This is a genomic window from Bacillus sp. 007/AIA-02/001 (assembly GCF_004634455.1).
Lineage (GTDB): Bacteria > Bacillota > Bacilli > Bacillales > Bacillaceae_G > Bacillus_A > Bacillus_A cereus.
Genome location: NZ_SEIY01000010.1, coordinates 167,128 through 190,027 on the forward strand (window position 1 = coordinate 167,128; position 22,900 = coordinate 190,027).

The following is a 22,900-nucleotide window of genomic DNA, read 5'->3' on the forward strand; positions in this document are numbered from 1 at the left end:
ATAGCCCTTTCTAGCATGTTATATTTTTGTTATAACATATTTTTCCAAGTTATTTTTTGCACTTGGAGACATGTTTATTTCATATGTGTAAATGCAGTTTTTTAATTCGATATTGTAAGTTTTGCCTACTTAATCCTAAAAATTTTGCAGCTTGTGAGATGTTGCCATGATGTTCTTTAAGAATTTGGTTAATGTAGTTCTTTTCCATTTTTTCTATTGTGTGTTTTAAAGTTTTAGGTGCATCAGTATTGTGATTAGTTAGTGCATGTTGCATATTGAATTCTGTTTTTATTCGTTCACGAAAGCGAGTAGGCATATGAAACGCTGTAATGATGGTTTCATCTTCTATCAAGTTCATGGAACCTTCAATTATATGTTCCAACTCCCGTACGTTTCCAGGCCAATCGTATGCATAGAAAAATTCTCTTACATTTACATCTACATCGGTTACATTGAGCCCAAATTGAGTATTATATTTTTCAATAAAGTGCTGAACAAGATCTGGAATATCTTCTTTTCTTTCACGTAAAGGCGGAAGACATAAAGTAACGACGCTTAATCGATAATATAAGTCTTCTCTTAATCGATTATGTGCGATGGCTTCGAAAGGATCTTCATTGATAGTTGCTATAATACGAACGTCAATTTCTTTTTCGTGTGTGCCTCCGATTCTTCGTATTGTTTTTTCTTGTATAGCTCGCAGTAACTTCGCTTGAAGTGCTGGACTTAATGAGTTGATTTCATCTAATAACAAAGTTCCTCCGTTCGCTTCTTCGAATAAGCCTGATTTATCTATTGCTCCTGTAAAGGCACCTCGATTTGTGCCAAATAGTAGGCTTTCCATTAAGGTATCAGGTATAGCGGCACAGTTTTGTGAAATAAAGGGTTTGGTTGAACGCTGACTTTCATTATGGATGCTTTGTGCAAATAGTTCTTTACCAGTGCCTGTTTCCCCTACGAGAAGTATGGAGGAAGATGTACGAATTACTCTTTTTCCTTCTGTAATGATTGATTGAATGGCTTCAGAATCACCAATTATGTGATCAAAGGTAAATTTAGTGCTTTGTTTTCGAGAAGGACTTATTTTTATCGTTTGTTTTAAGTTACTAATTTCTTTTGATATTTCAATAGCGCCTTTAATTTTTCCATTTTCTATTATAGGGAAAGTATCGTTAATCGTTGTAATTTCTTGTCCTTTATTGTTAAAATACGTTTGTTTTATATTTTTCTTTGTTTTTCCAAATTTTAATGCCTCTATAAGAGTACTATTTTTATTTTCTTCAAATGCAAATATTTCTAAAGGACTTTTATATAATACATCTAAGCGATCCATTGATTCAATTTCCATCATTTTGCGGTTATAGACAATCGTTTTACTTTCCTCATTAATAATATGAATCCCGATATCGAGTTCATTGAGTAAAGTTTCATATAGCATATTCATTTCAATAATTTGTTTGAAATTAATTTCTTCTGTATGCATGTAACATCTTCTCCTCATTTTACCCTATGAAGACTGACTTTTTATAATTTTATTAAAATTCTTATAAAATCGCAAAAAATTTTTGCTATTTTTCGTTTAAAACTTTTTAAATGATCGAAAAATTTTGCGGTTGTGCACATTTTTTTGTATGAAACTCTCATTTAATACATGAATTAGAGACTTGGTACGTATTTTGCATAAATAATATTCGAAATCTCTAGAGGGGAGAATATGACTTTTTACAGGATATACAACGTTTTGGTGTCAATTAATAAGAGGGAGGAATTTATAAAGTGAAGACAGTTATAGAAGGTGTGTATAGTCCTTGTTATGGAAAAGTAGAGAAGTTATTTGTGACGGAAAGTTCTTACGTATACGAGTGGGAGAAATTAGCATTAATTGAAACAATAGATAAACAGAAAGTAGAAATTAAGATAGGGATCAGTGGTTATATTGAATCATTAGAAGTAGTAGAAGGACAAGCTATTGCTGATCAAAAATTATTAATAACAGTAAGGGATGACCTTTTAGTAACAGGCAGTGATTAATGTAAGTGACGTGTATTTTTGCTCTTTTAAATCATTATTTTTACACTGAATACTTTTAAAAACGCTTACATTAAATGGGTTGGCAAAGTGAAAAGGGGGGATTTATATGATGGATCAAAACCAAGGATTAAAAAGAGAATTGAAAAGTAGGCACATATTTATGATTGCACTCGGTGGAGTTATTGGTACAGGACTTTTTTTAGGGTCAGGTTATACGATTCATGAGGCTGGACCTGGAGGAGCAATTGTAGCGTATCTTGTCGGTGGATTTGTAATGTATTTAACGATGCTCTGTCTTGGAGAATTAGCTGTTGCGATGCCTGACGCAGGGTCTTATCAAACGTATGCGACAAAGCATATTTCCCCTGCAGCAGGTTATGTAGTGGGATGGATGTCGTGGTTAAACTGGTCTGCTACGATAGGTATTGAATTAATTGCAGTTAGTATTTTGATGAAACGTTGGTTTCCTGATGTACCGTCATGGATTTGGTGTGTAGTGTTCGCGGTACTGCTCTTTGCTATTAATGCGTTATCTTCAAGAAGTTTTGCGGAAGTGGAATTTTGGTTTGCAAGTATTAAAGTAATTACAATTATTGCATTTATTATTTTAGGCGGGGCGGCAATGTTTGGTTTTCTAGATATGAAAGGAAATGAACCAGCACCGATGTTCTCTAGCTTTACTGATTACGGGGGACTGTTTCCGAATGGATTATCAGCCATTTTAATTACGATGATTGCAGTTAATTTTTCTTTCCAAGGAACAGAACTAGTTGGTATTGCAGCAGGTGAGAGTGAAAATCCAGAGAAAACGATCCCGAAGGCAATTAACAATACAGTTTGGCGTATACTTGTTTTCTTTGTACTATCTATTTTTATTCTTGCTGGACTATTCCCTTGGCAGCAAGCAGGAGTAATAGAAAGTCCATTTGTAGTTGTATTTGATAAAATTGGTATTCCTTATGCAGCTGATATTATAAATTTCGTTATTATTACAGCAGTTCTATCCGTTGCGAATTCAGGATTATATGCAACTTCTCGTATGCTATGGTCTATGTCTAATCAAGGAATGATTAGTCCGATTTTTGGTAAGTTATCTAAAAACGGTGTTCCTATTTATGCATTGATTGTAAGCACAATTGTAGGTTGTCTCTCATTATTATCAGGTATTTATGCGGAAGATACAGTTTATTTATGGCTGCTTTCTATCGCTGGATTTGGAGCGATACTAGTTTGGGCATCTATTGCTCTATCTAACTTATTAGCTAGAAGGTCATACATAAAGCAGGGCGGGGATGTCAAAGACCTGAAATTTAAAACACCGCTGTATCCATTCGTACCACTGCTTGCGTTAGTATTAAATGTAACAGTAATCGTTGGCATGGCCTTTATTCCAGAACAAAGAATGGCATTGTATTGTGGTATTCCATTTATGATTGTTTGTTTACTGTTTTATCGTGCTACAAGAAATAAGGGAAGTAATGTAGAGCATATTGAAAAGACAAATACAACGGAAGTAGAGAGTTTATAATAGTGATCAATTAGGAGACTGTAAAATTGTAAACAGTCTCTTTTTTTGTGAAAATAAAGCTGGAAACATACTATGTATGCAAAGGGGAATTAGCGATGAATCGAGAAATTTCGCAGTTGTTAAAACAAATAGATTCAAGGAAAGAGGAATTGTTAGAACTTACAAAAACATTAATTCGTTTTGAAACACCAGCACCGCCAGCGAGAAATACAAATGAAGCGCAAGAATTTGTTGCAGAGTTTTTAAGAAAACGAAATTTTAGTATTAATAAATGGGATGTATATCCGAATGATCCGAACGTTGTTGGGGTAAAAAAAGGAATAAAAAGTGACTCATATAAAAGTCTTATTATTAATGGGCATATGGATGTAGCTGAAGTGTCAGCAGATGAGGCGTGGGAAACAGATCCATTTGATCCATTTATAAAAGATGGCTGGTTAGTTGGACGTGGCGCAGCAGATATGAAAGGTGGGCTGGCTGGAGCGCTATTTGCCATTCAACTTTTACAAGAAGCTGGTATTGAATTACCTGGAGATTTAATCTTTCAATCAGTAATAGGGGAAGAAGTTGGAGAGGCAGGAACACTTCAATGCTGCAGGCGAGGTTACGATGCTGATTTTGCAGTCGTAGTGGATACGAGTGATTTGCATATGCAAGGGCAAGGTGGTGTCATTACTGGATGGATTACAGTGAAAAGTCCGCAAACGTTTCATGATGCAACGCGCAGACAAATGATCCATGCTGGAGGACGTTTATTTGGAGCGAGTGCGATTGAAAAAATGATGAAAATTGTGCAGAGCTTACAAGAATTAGAGCGTCACTGGGCAGTCATGAAAACATATGAAGGCTATCCATCTGGAACAACAACAATTAATCCAGCTGTTATTGAGGGGGGAAGGCATGCGGCGTTTATTGCGGATGAGTGCCAGTTATGGATAACAGTGCACTTCTATCCGAACGAAACACATGAACAAATAATAAAAGAAATTGAAGAATATATTGGAAAGGTAGCAGCTGCCGATCCATGGTTAAGTGAAAATCCGCCACAATTTAAGTGGGGCGGAGAATCAATGATTGTAGATCGTGGTGAAATTTTCCCTTCATTAGAAGTAGATAGGGAACATGCAGCTGTAAAAAAACTTAGCTCAGTACACGAGTCTATTTTATCAAAAAATGCAATTTTAGATATGTCTGCAACGGTAACTGATGGCGGTTGGTTTAGTGAGTTTCATAATCCAGCGATTATATATGGACCAGGTACATTAGAAGAAGCACATTCTGTAAATGAGAAAGTTGAAATTGAACAGTTAATTGAATTTACAAAAGTAATAACAGCATTTATATATGAATGGTGCCACACGAAAAAATAGATTTGTATAGTAAAATCGTACGAGTATGTATACTTGTACGATTTTTTAGTGAACTATTTCAGAGGTGAAAATAAACAACTGAAATAGTTCTTTATTTTGCTATGTCTTTCGTTTTATTTCAAGTAATTTCTCTTTTGCTAATTCAACGGCGATCGCATCATCTAAATAGCCAATTGGAAAGAGATAGTCGGGAATAATATCTGTCGATAAAATGAAATACAGTAATGCGCTTCCAAGAACTGCACGTTCTTCTTTTGAAATGGTTTCATTGCAAAATTGTTGATACATATCTGTTAATTGTTCAATAAAAGGACCAGCACTATCAATTTGCTCTAATTTGCTTGCGAAACTGTCATGAATACGTTTTTCGCCTTCTGTTGTCTGGGCATAGCGTTCGTAATTTTCGAGTTCTTGTTTTACGCGAGTTGTAGTGTAATCGAAATCGAATAAGTTAGAGGATTGCAGCGTTTGCTGAATGGTATCAAGAGATGTGTACATATCTGTTTTTTCTTTATTAATGTGAGGAGAATCAGGGTACATTTCATCAAATAACAATTGGGGTGGAACTTGAAGACATTCTGCAAATTTTTGTAGATGTTTTTGTTTTGGTGGTTGTTTACCATTAATAATTCTTGAGACTGTTGCAGGATCAATATTTGTAAGTATTCCTAGTTGGCGCATAGATAAGGCGCGTTCTTTTAAAAGTTTTTTTATTAATTTGCCAAGCCGATCATTCGGGTTTTCATTAGCCATAGTGTAGGCACTCCTTTTTTAGTGTTGAAAAAATATTGAGCATTTATTACAAGTATATGAAACAGACAGGCACAGTTGCTCAACATTTTCATAATATGCATTGAAAAGTGAGAAAAAGGGGTGACTATTTATGAGTACGGTAGGCTTATTTTCAATTTTTTTAATCGGGATCGCTTCTAATTTAGATAATGCAGGTGTTGGAATTGCATATGGCATTCGTAAAATTCGTATTTCGTGGTTTAACAATTTTATCATCGCATTCTTTGGATTTTTATTTACTTTACTAGCTGGATTTTTTGGAAACTGGATTGCGTTATTTATTTCAGAGTTTACAGCAAATCTGATTGGAGCAATCGTTTTAGGGATAATCGGTGTGTTTATTTTATGTCAGCCTTTCTTGGGCCAAAAAAATACTGCAGGTTCTAAAGATGATAATGTACTTATGGGAATTTTACGTGATCCGGAAAAAGCAGATTTTGATGGTTCTAAAACAATTAGTTTCTCAGAAGCAATTGTTTTAGGAGTTGCGTTGTCTATTAATAATATTGCAGGTGGATTTGATGCAGGGGTAACAAATTTAAATCTTTGGCTTACAGCGACTATTTCTGGGGTGTTTAGTTTTATTTGTATTAGTGGTTTTGTGTATGTAGGAAAACGATTTTTAGCAGAATACTTAGGGAAATGGGCGACAGTTATCGCAGGAGTGTTATTAATTCTTATTGGGATCGATCAGTTGTTGTAAGGAGAGTAGAAAACAAGGTTCGAGTATTTCCTTGGAAATACAGCAAGAGATTGCATATATCGACGTACTTTTCTCCATACTAATACGGATTTCTTTTAAGAAAGGGGGATTTGTATGGGACGCGGGAAAGCATTTGATCATAAGAAAAAAGGGCATGATCATCAACCACCTAAAGGTGCGTTCATTCATAAAGATGTAAATGAACATACTTTGGAAGAGGAAGAGCTACCAGTAAATATTGAGGCGTATAAAAATAGTTTAAAAAAACATTAAAAGCACCTACATAGGTGCTTTTTTACCGTATATCTTCAATTAATTGTTCGGATTCTTCATGCATACTGTACTCACTTAATACTTGAATGCAAAGCCACTTTAATTCCTCAATCGTATGCTCAAGTTCTTCAGGAAGCACATGATAAATGTCTTCAAGTCCCATCCCGAAATGAATAAGTTCAAGTACTTGATCATCGATGTTCCGATCCATTAATAATTCAAGTACTTCTAAATTGAATATGTATCGGTGAGCTTCGTCGAGTGAAACAACTTTTAACTTCAAGCTTTCTACAATACTCAGTATAAAAAGAAGGATTGTTTTTTCAAGAACAGGTTGTTTTCCCATTTGAAATATTAGTTTCATCTTTCACACCTCCACATATAGCGCTAGGTTGTACTATATTATTCAGGAGGGGGGAACAAATATGCATGATATAGAGAAACTTTCAGCACTGTTTTTGTAAGAGGATTGATAACTGACAAAAGTGAGGTTTTGGCGAAATAAAAAATCCTGCTAGTATAGCAGGATAACTCGCGATTAAAAAATGCTCCAACCTTCTTGAGCAGAAAGAAGTTCAAGGATTTTAAAACCGGCAATACTATTTCCGTTTGCATCTAAAGCTGGTCCGAAAATACCGATTCCCATGTCTCCTTTTACGCAGCCAAAAATACCACCGGCTACACCACTTTTTGCAGGAATACCAACACGAATTGCAAATTCACCAGATTCGTTATACATACCACATGTGACCATAAATGTTTTGCAAATTTTTGTAATATGCTTAGGGATAATTTGTTTTTTCTTATATGGATCATATCCATCCATTGCAAAAATTAAGCCGATACGTGCTAAATCGATGCAGTTTACTTCAACTGCGCATTGACGAGTATATAAATCCATAAGTTCTTCAATATCACAATCGATAATTCCGTTTTGTTTCATATAATAACAAAGTGAACGGTTTAGGTAAGCTGTCTCTAGTTCTGAATCGGCAACTTTAGAGGAATAATTAATAGTAGGATTATCTGTTATTTCACGTACAAAATGAAGAATACGTTCCATTTTTTCCTCGTTATCTTTTCCTGCTAACATGCTTGTAATAGCTAAAGCTCCTGCATTTATCATTGGATTAAGGGGTTTGGACGGACTTGTCGTTTCTAACTTAATAATAGAATTAAATGGGTCACCCGTTGGTTCCATTCCAACTTTAGAAAATACATATTCTTCACCACGGTCTAAAAGGGCAAGGGCAAGTGTAATTACTTTGGAAATACTTTGAAGAGTAAATAGTGTTTGTGAGTTGCCTGCATGGATATATTCTGTTTCTTTATGGAAAATGGCAATCCCTAAATCGTCTGGATTTGCATTTCCTAGTTCGGGGATATAAGTAGCAAGTTTTCCTTTTTTCGTATATGGTTTTACTTGTTCTAACAACTGTTGTAAGTTGTTTGTTTCAATGCACTGCATAGTACCAACGCTCCTATTTTGAATTAACTAAGTTTACTTTTCCCGATATGCTCGGAAATAAATAATAACATGAAAAAGTGGAATGATAAAACGAAAGTTCAATGTGCTATAATAGGTCTTTCGTTTCGAGTATTCTGTATTTTAAAAAGGAGAATTTTCCTTTTATATAACAGTTTGGAAATAGGAGATTTATCCATAAAAAGTTCAGAAATAAAAACTACACATCTATACAACTATATGTTATTATGGTTATGTAATAGAAAGCGTTTTCTAAAGCGTACTTATAATGATAACGATTTCATAAATTTAATTAGGGGGAATTAAAATGTTGCAGTTTTTACAACGTATTGGTAAAGCTTTAATGCTTCCGATCGCAGTACTACCAGCAGCAGGATTATTGCTTCGTTTAGGGCAACCAGATGTATTTGATATTCCTGTTATGGCACAGGCCGGCGCAGCAGTTTTTGATAACTTAGCACTTATTTTTGCAATTGGTATTGCAATCGGTCTTTCAGTGGATGGTAGTGGTGCAGCAGGTCTTGCAGGTGCAATTGGTTATCTTGTTATGAAAAATAGTATTGATGCACTTAGCAAAGGGTATTCAACTGCTGAATTACAAGGTAAATTAAGTAAAGTCCAAGATTTAATAGGTAATAGCGCAAATGTAGATCCATCTAAGCTTGCGGATACAATGACACAAGTATCTAAGGCTGCTGAATTATCGACTAAAGTAGATATGAAAGTCTTAGGTGGTATTATTGTTGGTGTTATAGCAGGACTTCTTTATAATAAATTCCATAAGATTAAACTTCCAGAATGGTTAGGTTTCTTTGCTGGAAAACGTTTCGTTCCAATTGTTACATCAGTCGTGATGCTGATATTAGGAATTCTATTTGCACAAATTTGGCCAACAATTCAAAATGGTATTGATGCATTAGCTCATGGAATTGTTAATTTAGGTGCAATTGGTTCAGGATTATTTGGTTTATTAAACCGTTTATTAATCCCAATTGGTTTACACCACGTAATGAACACATACTTCTGGTTTGTATTTGGGGACTTTACAAATGCAGCAGGTAATGTTGTTAATGGTGATATTGCTCGTTTCCTTGCAGGTGACAAAACAGCAGGTATGTTTATGACTGGTTTCTTCCCAGTTATGATGTTCGGTTTACCAGCAGCATGTTTCGCAATGATTGCAGCTGCTAAACCAGAAAAGCGTAAAGCAGTTACTGGTATGTTAGCTGGTCTAGCATTAACTTCATTCTTAACTGGTATTACAGAGCCTATTGAATTCTCATTCATGTTCTTATCACCAGTATTATATGGTATTCATGCTGTATTAACAGGTCTTTCTTTATTCATTACAACATCGCTTGGCATTCATGATGGTTTCTCATTTAGTGCCGGTGCAATCGATTACGCTTTAAACTTCGGTATTGCAACAAAACCAGTCTTACTAGCAGGTATCGGTTTAATTTACGCAGCAATTTATTTCATAGTATTCTACTTCTTAATTAAGAAGTTCGATTTAAAAACTCCTGGTCGTGAAGATGACGATGAGTTAGTTGAAGATGGTGAGGCACCAGTTGCAGGTTCAATCGGTGAAACTTACGTAGCAGCTTTAGGCGGAAAAGAAAACTTAACAGTTATTGATAACTGTGCAACACGTCTACGCTTACAAGTAAAAGATGCTGGTCAAGTAAATGAAGCAGCATTAAAACGTGCTGGTGCAAAAGGTGTTATGAAATTAAGTAATACAAGTGTACAAGTTATCGTAGGTACAAATGTTGAATCTGTTGCCGATGATATGAAAAAACACGTATAAATAATGAGATAAGAGGATGTCCAAAAAGATTGATAAAATCAATTTTTTAGAGGATATCCTCTTTTTTTTGTTAATAATTTAACGGGAATCTTACTTTTGTAAATTTTCTTTTTCTTTTTTGTACATATAGGTTGGTAATATGTGCAGTGCGTGATAAAGTAGGGATGATATAGAATGGATTATCCATAATCTACTAAAATAAATCTTTAATAGAGGAATTAAATTATTGGTGAGTAAGGGGAAAAAAGCAATTATGGATCAGGAAAAAAATAATGCGAATGGGAAAGTACGTCGGCCGATTGTATACATAAAAAGAACAATCATTCTCGTCTTACTATTATCACTTGTATATTTTATGTATACAAAAATTGTTGCGCATAATAAGAAAGAAGAAACTTTAAAAGCGGCAGCAGAAATGAAGAAACAAGAAGAGCTAAAAAAGAAAGAAGAAAAAAAGAAACAAGAAGTACAGAAGCAAAAACAAAAAGAGCAGGAAGAACAAGTGAAGCAAGCGCAAGCTGTGGAGAAGCTTCCCGAGGGACCACCTCAAGAAATTAATGAAAACGCTCAATTAGACCAGTATTTACAAAACGCAGGATTTAGCGGGACAGCTGTTATTGTAAAGAATGGAAAAGTTCTTTTGAATAAAGGGTACGGTATGGCAAATAAAGAACAGAAAGTACCGAATAATTCAGAGACGACTTTTTATATTGGTTCTATTTCAAAGGCATTTGTAGCAACTGCTATTATGCAGTTGAAAGATCAAAATAAATTACAAGTAGAAGATACTGTTGCAAAGTATATTCCAAATTTTCCTCAAGGTAATAGTATTCAGCTAAAACATCTATTAACACATACATCAGGGATTCCCGAATATGAGCAGGGAAAAGAAGATATTTCTCATGAAGAACTGATAAAGCGGATAGGAAATCAAAAGCGTATTGGTGGTCCAGGAGAGAAATGGAAGTATTCTGACTCGAACTACTCTATACTTGCATACATTGCCGAGAAGGTAAGTGGACAGTCGCTCGAAGAATATATTAAGCAACATATTTTTGCTATTGCGGGTATGAAACATTCTGGTTTTGGCACAGCGTTAGAACAAACAAGATTCCCATCAACGGGTTATAAAATAGTAAATAATAATATGACAACACCTAATATTCCGAGCATGTCACAACTATATGGTTGTGGTGATATATACACAAGTGCGCATGATTTATATTTATTTAACGAAGCACTATTCTCTGGTAAATTAATTTCAAAAGAGAGTTACGATCAAATGTTTACGGGTGGAAAAAAGGATTACGGGTTTGGATGGTACGTAGACCCAGGAAGCTATTCGAATCACGGTGTAATGCCAGGATGGAATTGCTTAAACGGATTTAGTAAAAATGGTAGTGTATATGTTGTTTTATTATCTAACATTCAAAATAACATTAAATCATTTGGTAAAGTGAATAACGATATTTATTCGATATTGCGGAATATTGAAGTGTAAGAAACTATCCTTTTGGATAGTTTTTTTTATGCCTTGAACCAAATATTTCTTTTAGAAAATGTATGTCTTACCTATCACAAAAATATCTATTTTGTATACATTAAGATGTATGGATGTGAAATTTTATAATCTAAAAATAATAGGAGGAGAAGTGTATGTGTCTGTTCAGAAAATATTGGAATAAATTATCGAGATTGTTTAATAGGCAATTAGATTATTTTTTAGATAATAAGTTATTACCTGCTGTGGAAAGACTTTTATTTTCACAAAACTTCGCGAGATTTATTCAAAGAAACTCTAAGCAAGCTACTGAAGAAGTTATTGAATCAAGTAGATTTCAATCTATTATTTGTAACATTTTAAAAGAATGTACTACATCACCTTTTAAAGAAATTGCAGAGCAGTATTTAGGTAAAAACGTAGAAATTACTGTGACAGTGGGACAGTTAACAGGCGTTATTGTAGCAGTTGGTGATGACTTCTTAACATTGCAAGAAGGAATAGGAACAGAAGTTTTATTACCATTTACAAGTATTATATCAATTAAAGAAGCGTAAGAAAGGAGCGTTATATATGTTATTTACTGATGAATTACGTAACCATGTTGGGGAACTAGTGCAAGTTGTGACAGCTGTAGAAATCATTGCAGGCGTTCTTTTATCTGTGACGGATGGGGCAGTAATTGTTCGTACTTCTCCTTCTTATGGACCACCAGAAGATGTAGTTGTGCGTATTCCTATTATTGCTTATGTTCGCTTGGAAGGGTAAGAGTGATACAAGTATGAGAGTGTCAGTTGTTATTCCAGTGCATAATGAAGCAAGTACTTTATCAAAAGTTTTAGTAGAAGTAAGAAAGCTCGAACCATATGAAATTATCATAGTAGATAATGGATCGACAGATGGTACGAAAGAAATAGCGCTACAGCATAATTGCCGTGTGATTTATTATAGATATTCCCTTGGTAATGATGTGGGACGGGCAATTGGTGCTAGAGAAGCAAAAGGTGAAATTGTTTTATTTTTAGATGGTGATATCGTCATGAAAAGTGAAGAATTATACAATTTTATTAAAGGAATACAGCAAGGACATGAGATTGTTTTAAATAATTTAACATGGTCCGTTTATTTGAAGATGAGACCGCATTATACGACGGTTGGAAAATATATGTTAAATCGTTATTTGAACAAGAAGGAGTTTGTTGTAGGATCTTTAATTGCAATACCACATTCGATAAGTCGTAAAGTGATTGAAAAACTGGGGTGGTGGAATTTAGCAGATCCAGCATTATTTCAAGCGATGGCGATGTCTAGAGGAGTAGATATTTCTGATATGGCTTCAGTTGATGTCATTTACACAAATAAAGTTCGTCCTGTCCATACGGGCACATCACCTGGCTCTCCTTATCCGAAAGCGACTAGTCGTATTATGGGTGATCATTTGCGTGCTTTACAATACGTAATCGAAACATACGGTAATCGCGGTGGTTTTTCAGAGGACAATAGAGATAGAGCGTTTGTAGGAAAGTATAAACCAGTTTTATTACAAAAGAAAAAAGCGAAATATAGTGCCATTATCCCGGTATCAGAAGAAAAAATAATTATAAGGTCTGTTATACAAGAAGTGAAAGAAGCAGGTGTAGATGAAATTATAGTTGTCGCAAATGGAGCAGATGTTGAGACTGTTAAACAGGCAAAGCTAGAGAATGTTATTGTAGTTGAATTTACGAAGGCGCTTGGACATAATGTAGCACGAGCAATAGGGGCTATGCATGCTACGGCAGATATTTGTTTATTCGTTGATGGTGATTTTGTTATTCCAGCAAAAAAACTCACTCCATTTTTACATGCTGTTGAAGATGGAAATGACGTGGTGTTAAATGATTTACAATGCTTATTAGATATGTTTCATCCAGCAGATCCAATTAGTATGGGAAAATACTTTTTGAATTTGGTAGCGAAAAGACCAGATTTATGGAATAACTCACTAACTGCTGTACCACATGCCATGCATAAGAAGGTAATAGAGAAAATAGGATATGACTCCCTTATCATTCCGCCATTAGCACAAGTGAAAGCTATTTTAGAAGGATTCTCTATTACAACAGTAGAGTTAGTAGATGTTATAAAAACAAATCGAGTACGTCCAGAGCAACACGAATTTGTAAATGGGCGTATTTCAGCGTTTGATCGTATTTTCGGTGATCAACTTGAGGCGGTTACGTATTTATTACAACGTACGGACGAACGTGGTGGCTTTACTGATGGAGATAGAGATAGAGATATCATTCAACAATTGAGAAGGGAAGAAGAGAATACAAATGAATAGTAGTAAAGTAGCTATTATTGGGTTAGGGTATGTTGGCCTTCCTTTAGCGGTACATTTTGCAGAAAGAGGGCATACAGTACTTGGATTAGATAAAGATATTAGAAAAATAGACTCAATTATAAAAGGAGAAAGTTATATTCCAGATGTTTCTTCTAAAGAGTTACAAAGTTTATTGACGAAAAAAAAATTAACAGTAAACACACCGGATCAAGGCATTGCTGATTTTCAAAGTAGTGATTATGTTATTGTCACTGTCCCGACTCCAATTAATGAACAAAGAGAACCAGACTTAAGTGCCCTCATTTCAGCTTCGCATTATATACAACAAAACCTTCAAAAAGGACAAACCTTCATTTTTGAAAGCTCCACATATCCAGGCACACTTGAAGAAGTCATCCTACCTATTATTTCTCAAAATAGTAACATGGTAGGGGAAGATTTCTATATCGGATATTCCCCTGAGAGAATTGATCCAGCAAATAGTCAATATTCAGTTCAAGCTATTCCAAAAGTTATTAGTGGACAAACAGAAAAGTGTAGACAAAAGGTACAGGATTTATATAGTACCATTTTTGACGAAGTTGTACCTGTTAGCTCTCCGAAAGTAGCAGAGATGTGCAAGCTATTTGAAAATATTCAGCGCTTAGTTAACATTTCTTTAGTAAATGAACTAAACACACTATGTGAAAGTTTAGGCATTGATTTTTATGAGGCCATTGAAGCGGCATCTACAAAACCATTTGGGTTTACTCCATATTGGCCAGGGCCAGGGATAGGGGGACACTGTATTCCAGTAGACCCTTTATATTTTCAATGGAGAATAAAAAAGAATGGGGCAATTAGTCAATTAATTGAGGCAGCACATATAATTAATGAAGAAATGCCAGAGAAAATGGTCCGGAAAGTAAAAAGTGTGGTGCAATCACCTGCAACGGTGTTAATTGTAGGGATTGCGTATAAAAAAGATGTAAATGATTTGAGAGAATCACCAGCGTTACCGATTATTCAATTATTAAGAAATCAAGGATACGAGATAGAATATCATGATCCTTATATTTCTTTCGCGGAAATTGGAGATAAGGTGTATCAATCTGTTTCTTTAGATGAAGAAAAAGTTAAAAAAGCGGATTGTATTTTAATTTTAACGGATCATTCTAATATTGATTGGAAGCTTTTTAAAGGAATGGACCGAGTAATAGATACACGCGGGATTGTAAAGAAGGTGAGTAAATGAGTAAGAAATGTTTAATTACAGGTGGGGCCGGATTTATCGGGTCGCATTTAGCTGAAGAGTTGATGAGAAGAGGTTATGAGGTCACTGTTGTGGATAACTTTTATAAAGGTAAAAATAAGTACCATAAAGAGTTAATGAAAAAAATCCGTGTTATTCCAATAAGTGTTTTAGATAAAAATTCTATTTATGAATTAGTAGATCAGCATGATGTCGTGTTTCATTTAGCAGCAATTTTAGGTGTGAAAACAACAATGGAAAAAAGTATAGAGCTCATAGAAACGAATTTTGATGGGACGAGAAATATTTTACAAGCAGCGTTAAAAGGAAAGAAGAAAGTAGTTTTTGCTTCTACTTCAGAAGTATATGGTAAGGCCAAGCCGCCTTTCTCTGAAGAGGGAGATCGATTATACGGGGCAACTTCTAAAATTCGTTGGAGTTATGCAGTTTGTAAAACGTTGGAAGAGACATTATGTTTAGGATACGCATTGGAAGGTTTACCGGTAACGATTGTTCGATATTTTAATATTTATGGTCCAAGAGCGAAAGATGGTCCGTATGCAGGGGTAATCCCGCGATTTATTAGTGCGGCTTTGCAAGGAGAAGACATTCTCGTATATGGAGATGGAAAGCAGACACGTTGTTTTACGTATGTGAGTGATGCGGTAGAAGCAACAATTCGGGCAATGGATGAGAAGGTAAATGGTGAGATTATTAATATAGGTTCTGAGAATGAACAGAGTATAAAAGAAGTAGCAGAAGTAATTAAAAAATTAACGAATTCTTCTTCGAAGATTGTACAAGTGCCTTTTGAAGAAGTATATCCTCATGGTTTTGAAGAAATTCCAAATAGAAGACCAGATGTAACAAAATTAAAAAAGCTTGTTCAATTTCAGGCGAAAGTAACGTGGGAAAACGGATTGAAGGAAACAATTAAGTGGTTTCGTGAACAAAACAATGGCTAAGTCATTATCTGTTATTATTCCTGCATGTAATGAGGTCGATACGATTTCAGACGTTATTCAATCGGTAAGACCATTAAATCCAGTAGAAATTATTGTAGTAGCAAACGGTTGTAATGATGGAACAGAAGATGTTGCAGATCGTTTAGGGTGTAAAGTAATCAAACATACAGAGCTACTAGGGAACGATGTTGGACGTGCAGTCGGCGCAAAACATGCGATAGGTGATGTATTACTATTTATAGATGGTGATTTTGCTATTCAAACTTCAAAATTAAAATTATTCCTTAATCCGATTTTATACGATCAGGCAGATGTAGTTTTAAATAATTTGGATGCATTATTTTTAAAAAGGCAAAAACCTACTTCTATTACAGTATGGCGCCAAATATTAAATGCAATGTTAGAGCGTGAAGAATTAAAAATTAATTCTTTATTAGATGTACCTCATGCGCTGACGAAAGAAGTCGTTCAAAGCATCGGATATGAATGTTTTGTTAATCCTATTGTGGCTCATTTACGCCTACTTCAAAGTAAATGGAGAATTAGTCGTCATTGCGCCATTGACGTTATTACGCCAAATAAATTTCGTCCATTCCAGCATGCTGCATATGGAACAAATCTTTCCCAATCTGAAAAAAGAATGATAGGTGATCATATAGAAGCAGTAGCGGCACGGATATTAAGCAGTGATGAGCGCGGAGGATATTATGATGGAAATAGGAAAAGGGATAGTGTCTATCATACTTTAAGTTTTGAAGAGTTTTATCAAGGATGGGGCGTCACATCTAATTTGTATAAAGGAAAGCAACTATCTGTTGTTATTCCCGTACAAGATGAAGAGAAAACAATTGGAAACGTTATAGAAGAGCTTCGCAAAATTGAACCCTTCGAAATTATCGTTGTCGTAAATGGTTCGTCAGATAAAACGAAAAAAATTGCAAAAGACAAAGGGGCAACGACAATTGTATATAAAGAAGCACTCGGAAATGATGTAGGGCGCTCACTTGGAACTTATTTTGCCAAAGGAGAAATTGTGTTATTTATAGACGGCGATTTTATTATTCCAGCGAGTGAGCTATATCCTTTTGCAAAAGCTATAGCAGATGGAAAGGACGTCGCATTAAATGATTTAAATCACTATTTAGATTTAAGAGTACCACTTCATCTTGTAACTGCATTTAAGTATGCACTAAATTTAGCTTGTGATAGAAAGGATTTAGGGGTAGGCTCACTTATTGCGGTACCTAATGCATTTAGCCAAAAGTGTTTGAAAGCAATTGGGTATAAATCTTTATTGTCACCTTGTGTAGCACAAGTGAAGGCTCTTCTGTCTGGATTTGAAATTGCATGTGTATATCGTGTTGAGGTTGATAAGATGAACCGTATTCGTCCCAGTGAACATTTCGCAAAAATAGGTCACCCTCCAGCTGTACTTCGAATTATAGGTGATCATATAGAGGGACTAGAGCAAATAATTTCATTAACAGACAATCGTGGCGGATTCTATGATGGCAATAGAAAAAGAGATGTTTTATAGAAGTAACAAAAAAGTGTACAACATGTGTACACTTTTTTGTTCTGTTATAAAAACTATAACAGATTAGGAGATAAGAGTATTACAGCTCTACAATGGGTATTGTTCTTATATTACAAAATAGGACTCGTATATAAGGATACCAAAAAAATACAATTAAGGAAAGGGTTAATTTTAAAGACTTTTAAATGAAGTTAACACTATATATATAGTAGTTTGCTCAATATTTCACAAACATGTCACAACTATTTCGTTCACTTTCGTAAAAAAGTAGTATTCTAAGTGTGTAAGCTGTTATATAAAAAATCTTAGTCCTGTACTAATCAAAAATGGAGGAGATTAGGATGACTCAAGTATTAGAAAATGTTAAAAACGCATGGGAAAACTTTAAAGGTGAAAAATGGAAAGCAGAGATTGATGTTCGCGATTTCATTTTAAATAATGTAAACGTTTTCGAAGGAGACGAATCTTTCTTAGCAGAAGCAACTGAAGCAACGAAACAACTTTGGGATCAAGTAATGGATTTAACAACGAAAGAACGTGAAAACGGTGGCGTTCTTGATATGGATACAAAAATTGTTTCTTCTATTACATCACATGCCCCTGGATACTTAAATAAAGATATTGAAAAAGTAGTCGGTTTCCAAACTGATAAACCATTTAAACGTTCTTTACAACCATATGGTGGTATTCGTATGGCAGAACAAGCTTGTGAATCTTATGGATACGAAATGGATAAAGAACTTAGTCGTATTTTTAGAGATTGGAGAAAAACTCATAACCAAGGTGTATTTGATGCATACACACCAGAAATGAGAAATGCACGTAAATCAGGTGTTATTACGGGTCTTCCAGATGCATACGGACGTGGACGTATTATCGGTGACTATCGCCGAGTAGCGTTATATGGTATTGATCATTTAATTGAAGCGAAAAAAGCTGATTTAAATTTAACTGGCGGTGTAATGAGCGAAGATACAATGCGTTTACGCGAAGAGTTATCTGAGCAAATGCGTGCACTTCAAGAGTTAAAAGAAATGGCCGCTTCTCATGGCTTCGATATTTCTAAGCCAGCAACAAACACGCAAGAAGCATTCCAATGGTTATACTTCGCATACCTTGCAGCGATTAAAGAGCAAAACGGGGCTGCAATGAGTCTTGGGCGTACTTCTACATTCTTAGATATTTACATTGAAAGAGATTTAGCAAATGGTACTTTAACAGAAGAAGAAGTACAAGAAATTGTAGATCACTTCATTATGAAATTACGTCTTGTGAAATTCGCAAGAACACCTGATTATAATGAATTATTCTCTGGTGACCCAACTTGGGTAACTGAATCTATCGGTGGTATGGCATTAGATGGTCGTCCATTAGTAACAAAGAACTCATTCCGTTTCTTGCATACATTAGATAATTTAGGACCAGCTCCAGAACCAAACTTAACTGTTCTTTGGTCTAAACAATTACCAGAGAACTTTAAAAACTATTGTGCGAAAATGTCTATTAAAACATCAGCAATTCAATATGAAAATGATGACATTATGCGCCCTGAATACGGCGATGATTACGGTATTGCATGTTGCGTATCTGCAATGAGAATCGGTAAACAAATGCAGTTCTTCGGAGCTCGTGCAAACTTAGCGAAAGCATTATTATATGCGATTAACGGTGGTAAAGATGAAAAATCTAAAGCACAAGTTGGTCCTGAGTACGCACCAATTACTTCTGAAGTATTAAATTATGAAGAAGTTATGCATAAGTTTGATATGACAATGGAATGGTTGGCGGGTCTATATTTAAACACATTAAATGTTATCCATTACATGCATGATAAATATAGCTATGAACGTATTGAAATGGCACTTCATGATACAAACGTTCTTCGTACAATGGCAACAGGTATTGCTGGTCTATCTGTAGTAGCAGATTCATTAAGTGCAATTAAATACGCAAAAGTAAAACCAATTCGTGATGAAAATGGTATTGCAGTTGACTTCGAGATTGAAGGAGATTTCCCTAAATACGGTAACAATGATGATCGTGTAGATGAGATTGCTGTAAATCTTGTAAAAACATTTATGAATAAACTTCGTAAACATAAAACATACAGAAATTCTGTTCATACAATGTCAATCTTAACAATCACATCTAACGTTGTATACGGTAAGAAAACTGGTAATACTCCAGATGGCCGCCGTACTGGAGAACCATTTGCACCAGGTGCGAACCCAATGCATGGACGTGATACAAAAGGTGCATTAGCTTCATTATTATCTGTGGCTAAATTACCATATGAAGATGCACAAGATGGTATTTCTAATACATTCTCTATTATTCCGAAAGCACTTGGTAAAGAAGATGATGTACAAGTACGTAACTTAGTATCAATGCTTGATGGCTATGCAGTAAAAGAAGGCCACCACTTAAATATTAACGTATTTAACCGTGAAACATTAATGGATGCAATGGAACATCCTGAGAAATATCCACAATTAACAATTCGCGTATCTGGTTACGCTGTAAACTTTATTAAATTAACTCGTGAACAACAAATTGATGTAATTAACCGTACAATGCATGAAAGCATGTAAATGAAAAAAGTGTCCCTTCGCTCTTAATATATAGCGAAGGGAGGCTGTTTCAATAAAGGAGGAAGTAACATGGTAAAAGGAAGAATACATTCTGTAGAGTCTTGTGGTACTGTTGATGGCCCAGGGATTCGTTATGTCATATTTACACAAGGGTGTTTATTACGTTGTCAATATTGTCATAATGCTGATACGTGGGAAATCGGTAAAGGTAAAGAAATAACAGTTGAAGAAGTGATGCAGGATGTGACATGTTACCTTCCATTTATTGAAGCTTCCGGAGGCGGTATAACAGTTAGCGGTGGAGAGCCATTATTACAGCTAGACTTTTTAATTGAGTTGTTTAAAAAGTGTAAAGAGGCTGGTATCCATACAACAATCGACTCTTCTGGTGGTTGTTATTCTGAGGAACCAGAATTCCAAAATAAGCTAGATATTTTAATGGATTATACAGATTTAGTTTTATTGGATCTGAAACATATCGATTCCAAAAAGCATCGTAAATTAACAGGGAAACCAAATGAACATATTTTACAATTTGCTCGTTATTTATCGGATAAGAATAAACCGATTTGGGTACGACACGTATTAGTTCCTGGTGTTACGGATAATGAAGAGGATCTACAAAAACTATCTAGCTTTATTCAAAGTCTGTCTAATGTTCAAAAAGTTGAAGTGTTACCATATCATAAGCTTGGTGTATATAAATGGGAGGCGCTTGGACACAAGTATCCACTCGCAAATGTAGAACCACCTACTGAGAAAAATGTAGAACATGCTAAATATATTTTACAAGCGGTCTAATCCAAATATTGGATTAGGCTTTTTGCTTTCTTTACAATAAAATCTAGAGTATATATTGATAAAAGAGTATACTGAAAATAGAATATCCATAATTTTGTACGGAATAAATGGAGAAATTTACATAATTGTAAAGGGAAATCAAAATAGTAAAAAGAATTAAGAAGTAAAAGAGTGAGTATCATGGAATAGAGAACATTTGTAAGTTATTGCGAAAGCTCTTATAGGAAAGTATAATGTAAAGATATGAGCACAGATAGGATTAAGGGGTCAATCTTATATGCTTTGCATATCCACGACAGGTACATAGCTGAAAGGGAATTATTAAAATCTGTTTATGTAATTTTTAAGGAAAATGTTTTTCCTATTGTCGTATATGCAATATGGAGAAACAAAAAGCTAGGAGTGGATTTGTTTGATAAAAAACCCCAAGGTTTTAATATTAACTGCACATTACGGTAATGGTCATGTGCAAGTAGCAAAAACATTAGAACAAACATTTCGCCAAAAAGGAATTGAAGATGTTATTGTATGCGACTTGTTTGGAGAATCACATCCATTTATAACTGACATTACAAAATATCTATATTTAAAAAGTTATACAATAGGAAAAGAATTATATCGTTTGTTTTATTACGGGGTAGAAAAAATTTATGATAAGAAAATAGCATCTTGGTATGCGAACTTTGGAAGGAAACGTTTGAAAACACTTTTACAGGTGGAGAAACCAGATATTGTAATTAATACATTTCCAATTATCGCTGTACCAGAATTAAAGAAACAAACAGGTATTTCAATTCCTGTCTATAACGTATTAACGGATTTTTGCGTGCACAAAATATGGATTCATCGAGAAGTAGATCGTTATTTTGTTGCAACGGATCATGTGAAAGAATTGATGGTTGATATCGGTGTACCTGCGGAACAAATTGTTGAAACAGGAATTCCAATTCGGAGTAGTTTTGAGTTAAAGGTAAATCCAGAAATCATATATAATAAATATCAGTTATGTAAGAATAAAAAGATTTTACTAATTGTAGCAGGTGCTCATGGGGTATTAGGAAATGTAAAAGAACTATGCCAATCATTTATGTCAGTGCCTAATTTACAAGTAGTTGTCGTTTGTGGGAAAAATGAAGCTTTAAAACAGGATTTATTAAGTTTACAGAAGCAAAATTCCGATGCATTAAAAGTGTTTGGGTATGTTGAAAATATTGATGAATTATTCCGTGTTACTTCTTGTATGATTACGAAGCCAGGCGGAATAACATTAAGTGAAGCAGCAGCGTTGCAAGTACCTGTCATTTTATATAAGCCTGTTCCAGGACAAGAAAATGAAAATGCGATGTACTTTGAAAGAAAGGGAGCAGCAGTTGTCATTCGCGATGATAGTGAGGTTTTTGCAAAAACAGAGGCATTATTACAAGATGATGTGAAGCTTCTTCAAATGAAAGAAGCAATGAAAAGCATCTATCTTCCAGAGCCAGCTGGCCATATTGTAGATGCAATTTTGGCGGAAAATCATGCAGAACCGCGTCATATACCTATTAAATCACCTGCTCTTGCACAATCTTTTACTTAATATGAAACCCTCTTTGTATATGTAAAGAGGGTTCTTTATTATTTTTAAAGAAAATTTAGTGAGTTATCCACAAAAGGATTGCGCTTTCATTAAACAGTAAAGTCGGAATATTAACAACTATATCCACATTGTCCACAATTTTTAGAAAAATATCCACAATTAAAACAGCTGATATATGCTTTAATATAGAAAAATATTAAATGTTTTTGAAAATTACTAACAATTTCATCGGTTTTGTGGATAAAGTTGTCCACAGCAAAAAAGTCCCTTATGTATGAACTGAACCCAAAAAATTAGACAAATATATTAAGCAGCTACTAAGGATTGAACTCTGTATTGCACAGGGGACAATCCTTTTAGTTTTGTTTTAATTCTT

The 22,900-nt window shown here is 34.7% G+C and carries 20 protein-coding genes and 2 pseudogenes; 18 read left to right on the forward strand and 4 right to left on the reverse strand.

Translation table 11 applies throughout. The features are described from left to right. Positions 1-79 precede the first annotated feature (79 nt). Positions 80-1,483, reverse strand: a complete 1,404-nt coding sequence (locus ES895_RS19380) for a sigma-54 interaction domain-containing protein (RefSeq protein ID WP_000556689.1) — start codon at positions 1,481-1,483, stop codon at positions 80-82. Between the two features lie 293 nt (positions 1,484-1,776). Here ES895_RS19380 and ES895_RS19385 point away from each other — a divergent pair, with 293 nt between their 5' ends. The 3 genes from ES895_RS19385 (at position 1,777) to ES895_RS19395 (ending at position 4,929) form a co-directional block, all read left to right on the forward strand. Continuing rightward, the gene (locus ES895_RS19385; RefSeq protein ID WP_000859489.1) at positions 1,777-2,031 is read left to right on the forward strand and encodes a biotin/lipoyl attachment domain-containing protein; all 255 of its coding nucleotides are present in this window, start codon (positions 1,777-1,779) and stop codon (positions 2,029-2,031) included. 106 nt (positions 2,032-2,137) lie between these two features. Next, the gene (locus tag ES895_RS19390; RefSeq protein WP_000969250.1) at positions 2,138-3,559 is read left to right on the forward strand and encodes an amino acid permease; all 1,422 of its coding nucleotides are present in this window, start codon (positions 2,138-2,140) and stop codon (positions 3,557-3,559) included. A gap of 95 nt (positions 3,560-3,654) precedes the next feature. Then, positions 3,655-4,929: an acetylornithine deacetylase gene (locus ES895_RS19395; RefSeq protein ID WP_135238570.1), complete on the forward strand. Its 1,275-nt coding sequence runs from the start codon at positions 3,655-3,657 to the stop codon at positions 4,927-4,929. A 99-nt stretch (positions 4,930-5,028) separates the two neighbouring features. On the opposite strand, the gene ES895_RS19400 is transcribed toward ES895_RS19395, so the two are convergent. Beyond that, positions 5,029-5,682 carry a DUF1232 domain-containing protein gene (locus ES895_RS19400; RefSeq protein WP_001262772.1) on the reverse strand — a complete coding sequence of 218 codons (654 nt, stop codon included), beginning with the start codon at positions 5,680-5,682 and terminating at the stop codon, positions 5,029-5,031. Between the two features lie 130 nt (positions 5,683-5,812). Between ES895_RS19400 and ytaF the strand changes: the two genes are divergently transcribed. Further along, entirely contained in the window at positions 5,813-6,424 is a 612-nt protein-coding gene (ytaF, locus tag ES895_RS19405; RefSeq protein WP_135238571.1) for a sporulation membrane protein YtaF, read from the forward strand. Between the two features lie 114 nt (positions 6,425-6,538). After that, on the forward strand, positions 6,539-6,697 hold the full coding sequence (locus tag ES895_RS29350) for a hypothetical protein (protein WP_000532409.1): 159 nt from the start codon (positions 6,539-6,541) through the stop codon (positions 6,695-6,697). A 22-nt stretch (positions 6,698-6,719) separates the two neighbouring features. Here ES895_RS29350 and ES895_RS19410 read toward each other — a convergent pair whose 3' ends face one another. Together ES895_RS19410 and glsA are read right to left on the reverse strand one after the other, a co-directional pair. Next, positions 6,720-7,061, reverse strand: coding sequence for a DUF3969 family protein (locus tag ES895_RS19410; RefSeq protein WP_000766604.1), 342 nt, complete (start codon positions 7,059-7,061; stop codon positions 6,720-6,722). Positions 7,062-7,235: 174 nt separating this feature from the next. After that, a complete protein-coding gene (glsA, locus tag ES895_RS19415; RefSeq protein WP_001149850.1) occupies positions 7,236-8,165 on the reverse strand; it encodes a glutaminase A in 930 nt (309 codons plus the stop codon). Positions 8,166-8,234: 69 nt separating this feature from the next. On the opposite strand from glsA, the pseudogene ES895_RS30125 reads away from it, so the two are divergent. The 13 genes and pseudogenes from ES895_RS30125 (at position 8,235) to ES895_RS19480 (ending at position 22,524) form a co-directional block, all read left to right on the forward strand. Next, positions 8,235-8,349: pseudogene (locus tag ES895_RS30125) on the forward strand (transcriptional regulator). 141 nt (positions 8,350-8,490) lie between these two features. Continuing rightward, entirely contained in the window at positions 8,491-9,993 is a 1,503-nt protein-coding gene (gene nagE / locus ES895_RS19425) for an N-acetylglucosamine-specific PTS transporter subunit IIBC (RefSeq protein ID WP_000938903.1), read from the forward strand. A 253-nt stretch (positions 9,994-10,246) separates the two neighbouring features. After that, the gene (locus ES895_RS19430) at positions 10,247-11,494 is read left to right on the forward strand and encodes a serine hydrolase domain-containing protein (protein ID WP_000371841.1); all 1,248 of its coding nucleotides are present in this window, start codon (positions 10,247-10,249) and stop codon (positions 11,492-11,494) included. A gap of 155 nt (positions 11,495-11,649) precedes the next feature. Beyond that, positions 11,650-12,051, forward strand: coding sequence for an LSm family protein (locus ES895_RS19435; RefSeq protein ID WP_000335548.1), 402 nt, complete (start codon positions 11,650-11,652; stop codon positions 12,049-12,051). A 16-nt stretch (positions 12,052-12,067) separates the two neighbouring features. After that, a complete protein-coding gene (locus ES895_RS19440; protein WP_000899469.1) occupies positions 12,068-12,262 on the forward strand; it encodes an LSm family protein in 195 nt (64 codons plus the stop codon). 13 nt (positions 12,263-12,275) lie between these two features. Continuing rightward, entirely contained in the window at positions 12,276-13,820 is a 1,545-nt protein-coding gene (locus ES895_RS19445) for a glycosyltransferase family 2 protein (RefSeq protein ID WP_087966451.1), read from the forward strand. Then, positions 13,813-15,054 carry a nucleotide sugar dehydrogenase gene (locus ES895_RS19450; protein ID WP_135238572.1) on the forward strand — a complete coding sequence of 414 codons (1,242 nt, stop codon included), beginning with the start codon at positions 13,813-13,815 and terminating at the stop codon, positions 15,052-15,054. Before ES895_RS19445 ends, ES895_RS19450 begins: the two co-directional genes overlap by 8 nt. Beyond that, positions 15,051-16,016 (forward strand): NAD-dependent epimerase/dehydratase family protein, encoded by a 966-nt coding sequence (locus ES895_RS19455; RefSeq protein WP_000037023.1) that lies wholly within the window; start codon positions 15,051-15,053, stop codon positions 16,014-16,016. The genes ES895_RS19450 and ES895_RS19455 overlap by 4 nt, the downstream gene beginning before the upstream one ends. Further along, the gene (locus tag ES895_RS19460) at positions 16,009-17,553 is read left to right on the forward strand and encodes a glycosyltransferase family 2 protein (RefSeq protein ID WP_002100715.1); all 1,545 of its coding nucleotides are present in this window, start codon (positions 16,009-16,011) and stop codon (positions 17,551-17,553) included. The genes ES895_RS19455 and ES895_RS19460 overlap by 8 nt, the downstream gene beginning before the upstream one ends. Next, a pseudogene (locus tag ES895_RS19465) lies at positions 17,522-17,742 on the forward strand (hypothetical protein). The gene ES895_RS19460 and the pseudogene ES895_RS19465 overlap by 32 nt, the downstream one beginning before the upstream one ends. A 152-nt stretch (positions 17,743-17,894) precedes the next feature. Further along, positions 17,895-20,144 carry a formate C-acetyltransferase gene (pflB, locus tag ES895_RS19470; RefSeq protein WP_000195464.1) on the forward strand — a complete coding sequence of 750 codons (2,250 nt, stop codon included), beginning with the start codon at positions 17,895-17,897 and terminating at the stop codon, positions 20,142-20,144. A gap of 69 nt (positions 20,145-20,213) precedes the next feature. Beyond that, positions 20,214-20,945 (forward strand): pyruvate formate-lyase-activating protein, encoded by a 732-nt coding sequence (pflA, locus tag ES895_RS19475; RefSeq protein WP_000238467.1) that lies wholly within the window; start codon positions 20,214-20,216, stop codon positions 20,943-20,945. A gap of 412 nt (positions 20,946-21,357) precedes the next feature. After that, positions 21,358-22,524, forward strand: a complete 1,167-nt coding sequence (locus ES895_RS19480; protein ID WP_000594688.1) for a diglucosyl diacylglycerol synthase — start codon at positions 21,358-21,360, stop codon at positions 22,522-22,524. The last annotated feature ends 376 nt before the right edge of the window (positions 22,525-22,900 follow it).

Coding starts and splice junctions, on each gene's coding strand:
- pflA (WP_000238467.1), top strand. CDS start 20,214: ATGGTAAAAGGAAGAATACATTCTGTAGAGTCTTGTGGTACTGTTGAT.
- ytaF (WP_135238571.1), top strand. CDS start 5,813: ATGAGTACGGTAGGCTTATTTTCAATTTTTTTAATCGGGATCGCTTCT.
- glsA (WP_001149850.1), bottom strand. CDS start 8,165: ATGCAGTGCATTGAAACAAACAACTTACAACAGTTGTTAGAACAAGTA.
- ES895_RS19390 (WP_000969250.1), top strand. CDS start 2,138: ATGATGGATCAAAACCAAGGATTAAAAAGAGAATTGAAAAGTAGGCAC.
- ES895_RS19380 (WP_000556689.1), bottom strand. CDS start 1,483: ATGCATACAGAAGAAATTAATTTCAAACAAATTATTGAAATGAATATG.
- pflB (WP_000195464.1), top strand. CDS start 17,895: ATGACTCAAGTATTAGAAAATGTTAAAAACGCATGGGAAAACTTTAAA.
- ES895_RS19395 (WP_135238570.1), top strand. CDS start 3,655: ATGAATCGAGAAATTTCGCAGTTGTTAAAACAAATAGATTCAAGGAAA.
- ES895_RS19440 (WP_000899469.1), top strand. CDS start 12,068: ATGTTATTTACTGATGAATTACGTAACCATGTTGGGGAACTAGTGCAA.
- ES895_RS19445 (WP_087966451.1), top strand. CDS start 12,276: ATGAGAGTGTCAGTTGTTATTCCAGTGCATAATGAAGCAAGTACTTTA.
- nagE (WP_000938903.1), top strand. CDS start 8,491: ATGTTGCAGTTTTTACAACGTATTGGTAAAGCTTTAATGCTTCCGATC.
- ES895_RS19435 (WP_000335548.1), top strand. CDS start 11,650: ATGTGTCTGTTCAGAAAATATTGGAATAAATTATCGAGATTGTTTAAT.
- ES895_RS19430 (WP_000371841.1), top strand. CDS start 10,247: ATGGATCAGGAAAAAAATAATGCGAATGGGAAAGTACGTCGGCCGATT.
- ES895_RS19410 (WP_000766604.1), bottom strand. CDS start 7,061: ATGAAACTAATATTTCAAATGGGAAAACAACCTGTTCTTGAAAAAACA.
- ES895_RS19400 (WP_001262772.1), bottom strand. CDS start 5,682: ATGGCTAATGAAAACCCGAATGATCGGCTTGGCAAATTAATAAAAAAA.
- ES895_RS19455 (WP_000037023.1), top strand. CDS start 15,051: ATGAGTAAGAAATGTTTAATTACAGGTGGGGCCGGATTTATCGGGTCG.
- ES895_RS29350 (WP_000532409.1), top strand. CDS start 6,539: ATGGGACGCGGGAAAGCATTTGATCATAAGAAAAAAGGGCATGATCAT.
- ES895_RS19450 (WP_135238572.1), top strand. CDS start 13,813: ATGAATAGTAGTAAAGTAGCTATTATTGGGTTAGGGTATGTTGGCCTT.
- ES895_RS19460 (WP_002100715.1), top strand. CDS start 16,009: ATGGCTAAGTCATTATCTGTTATTATTCCTGCATGTAATGAGGTCGAT.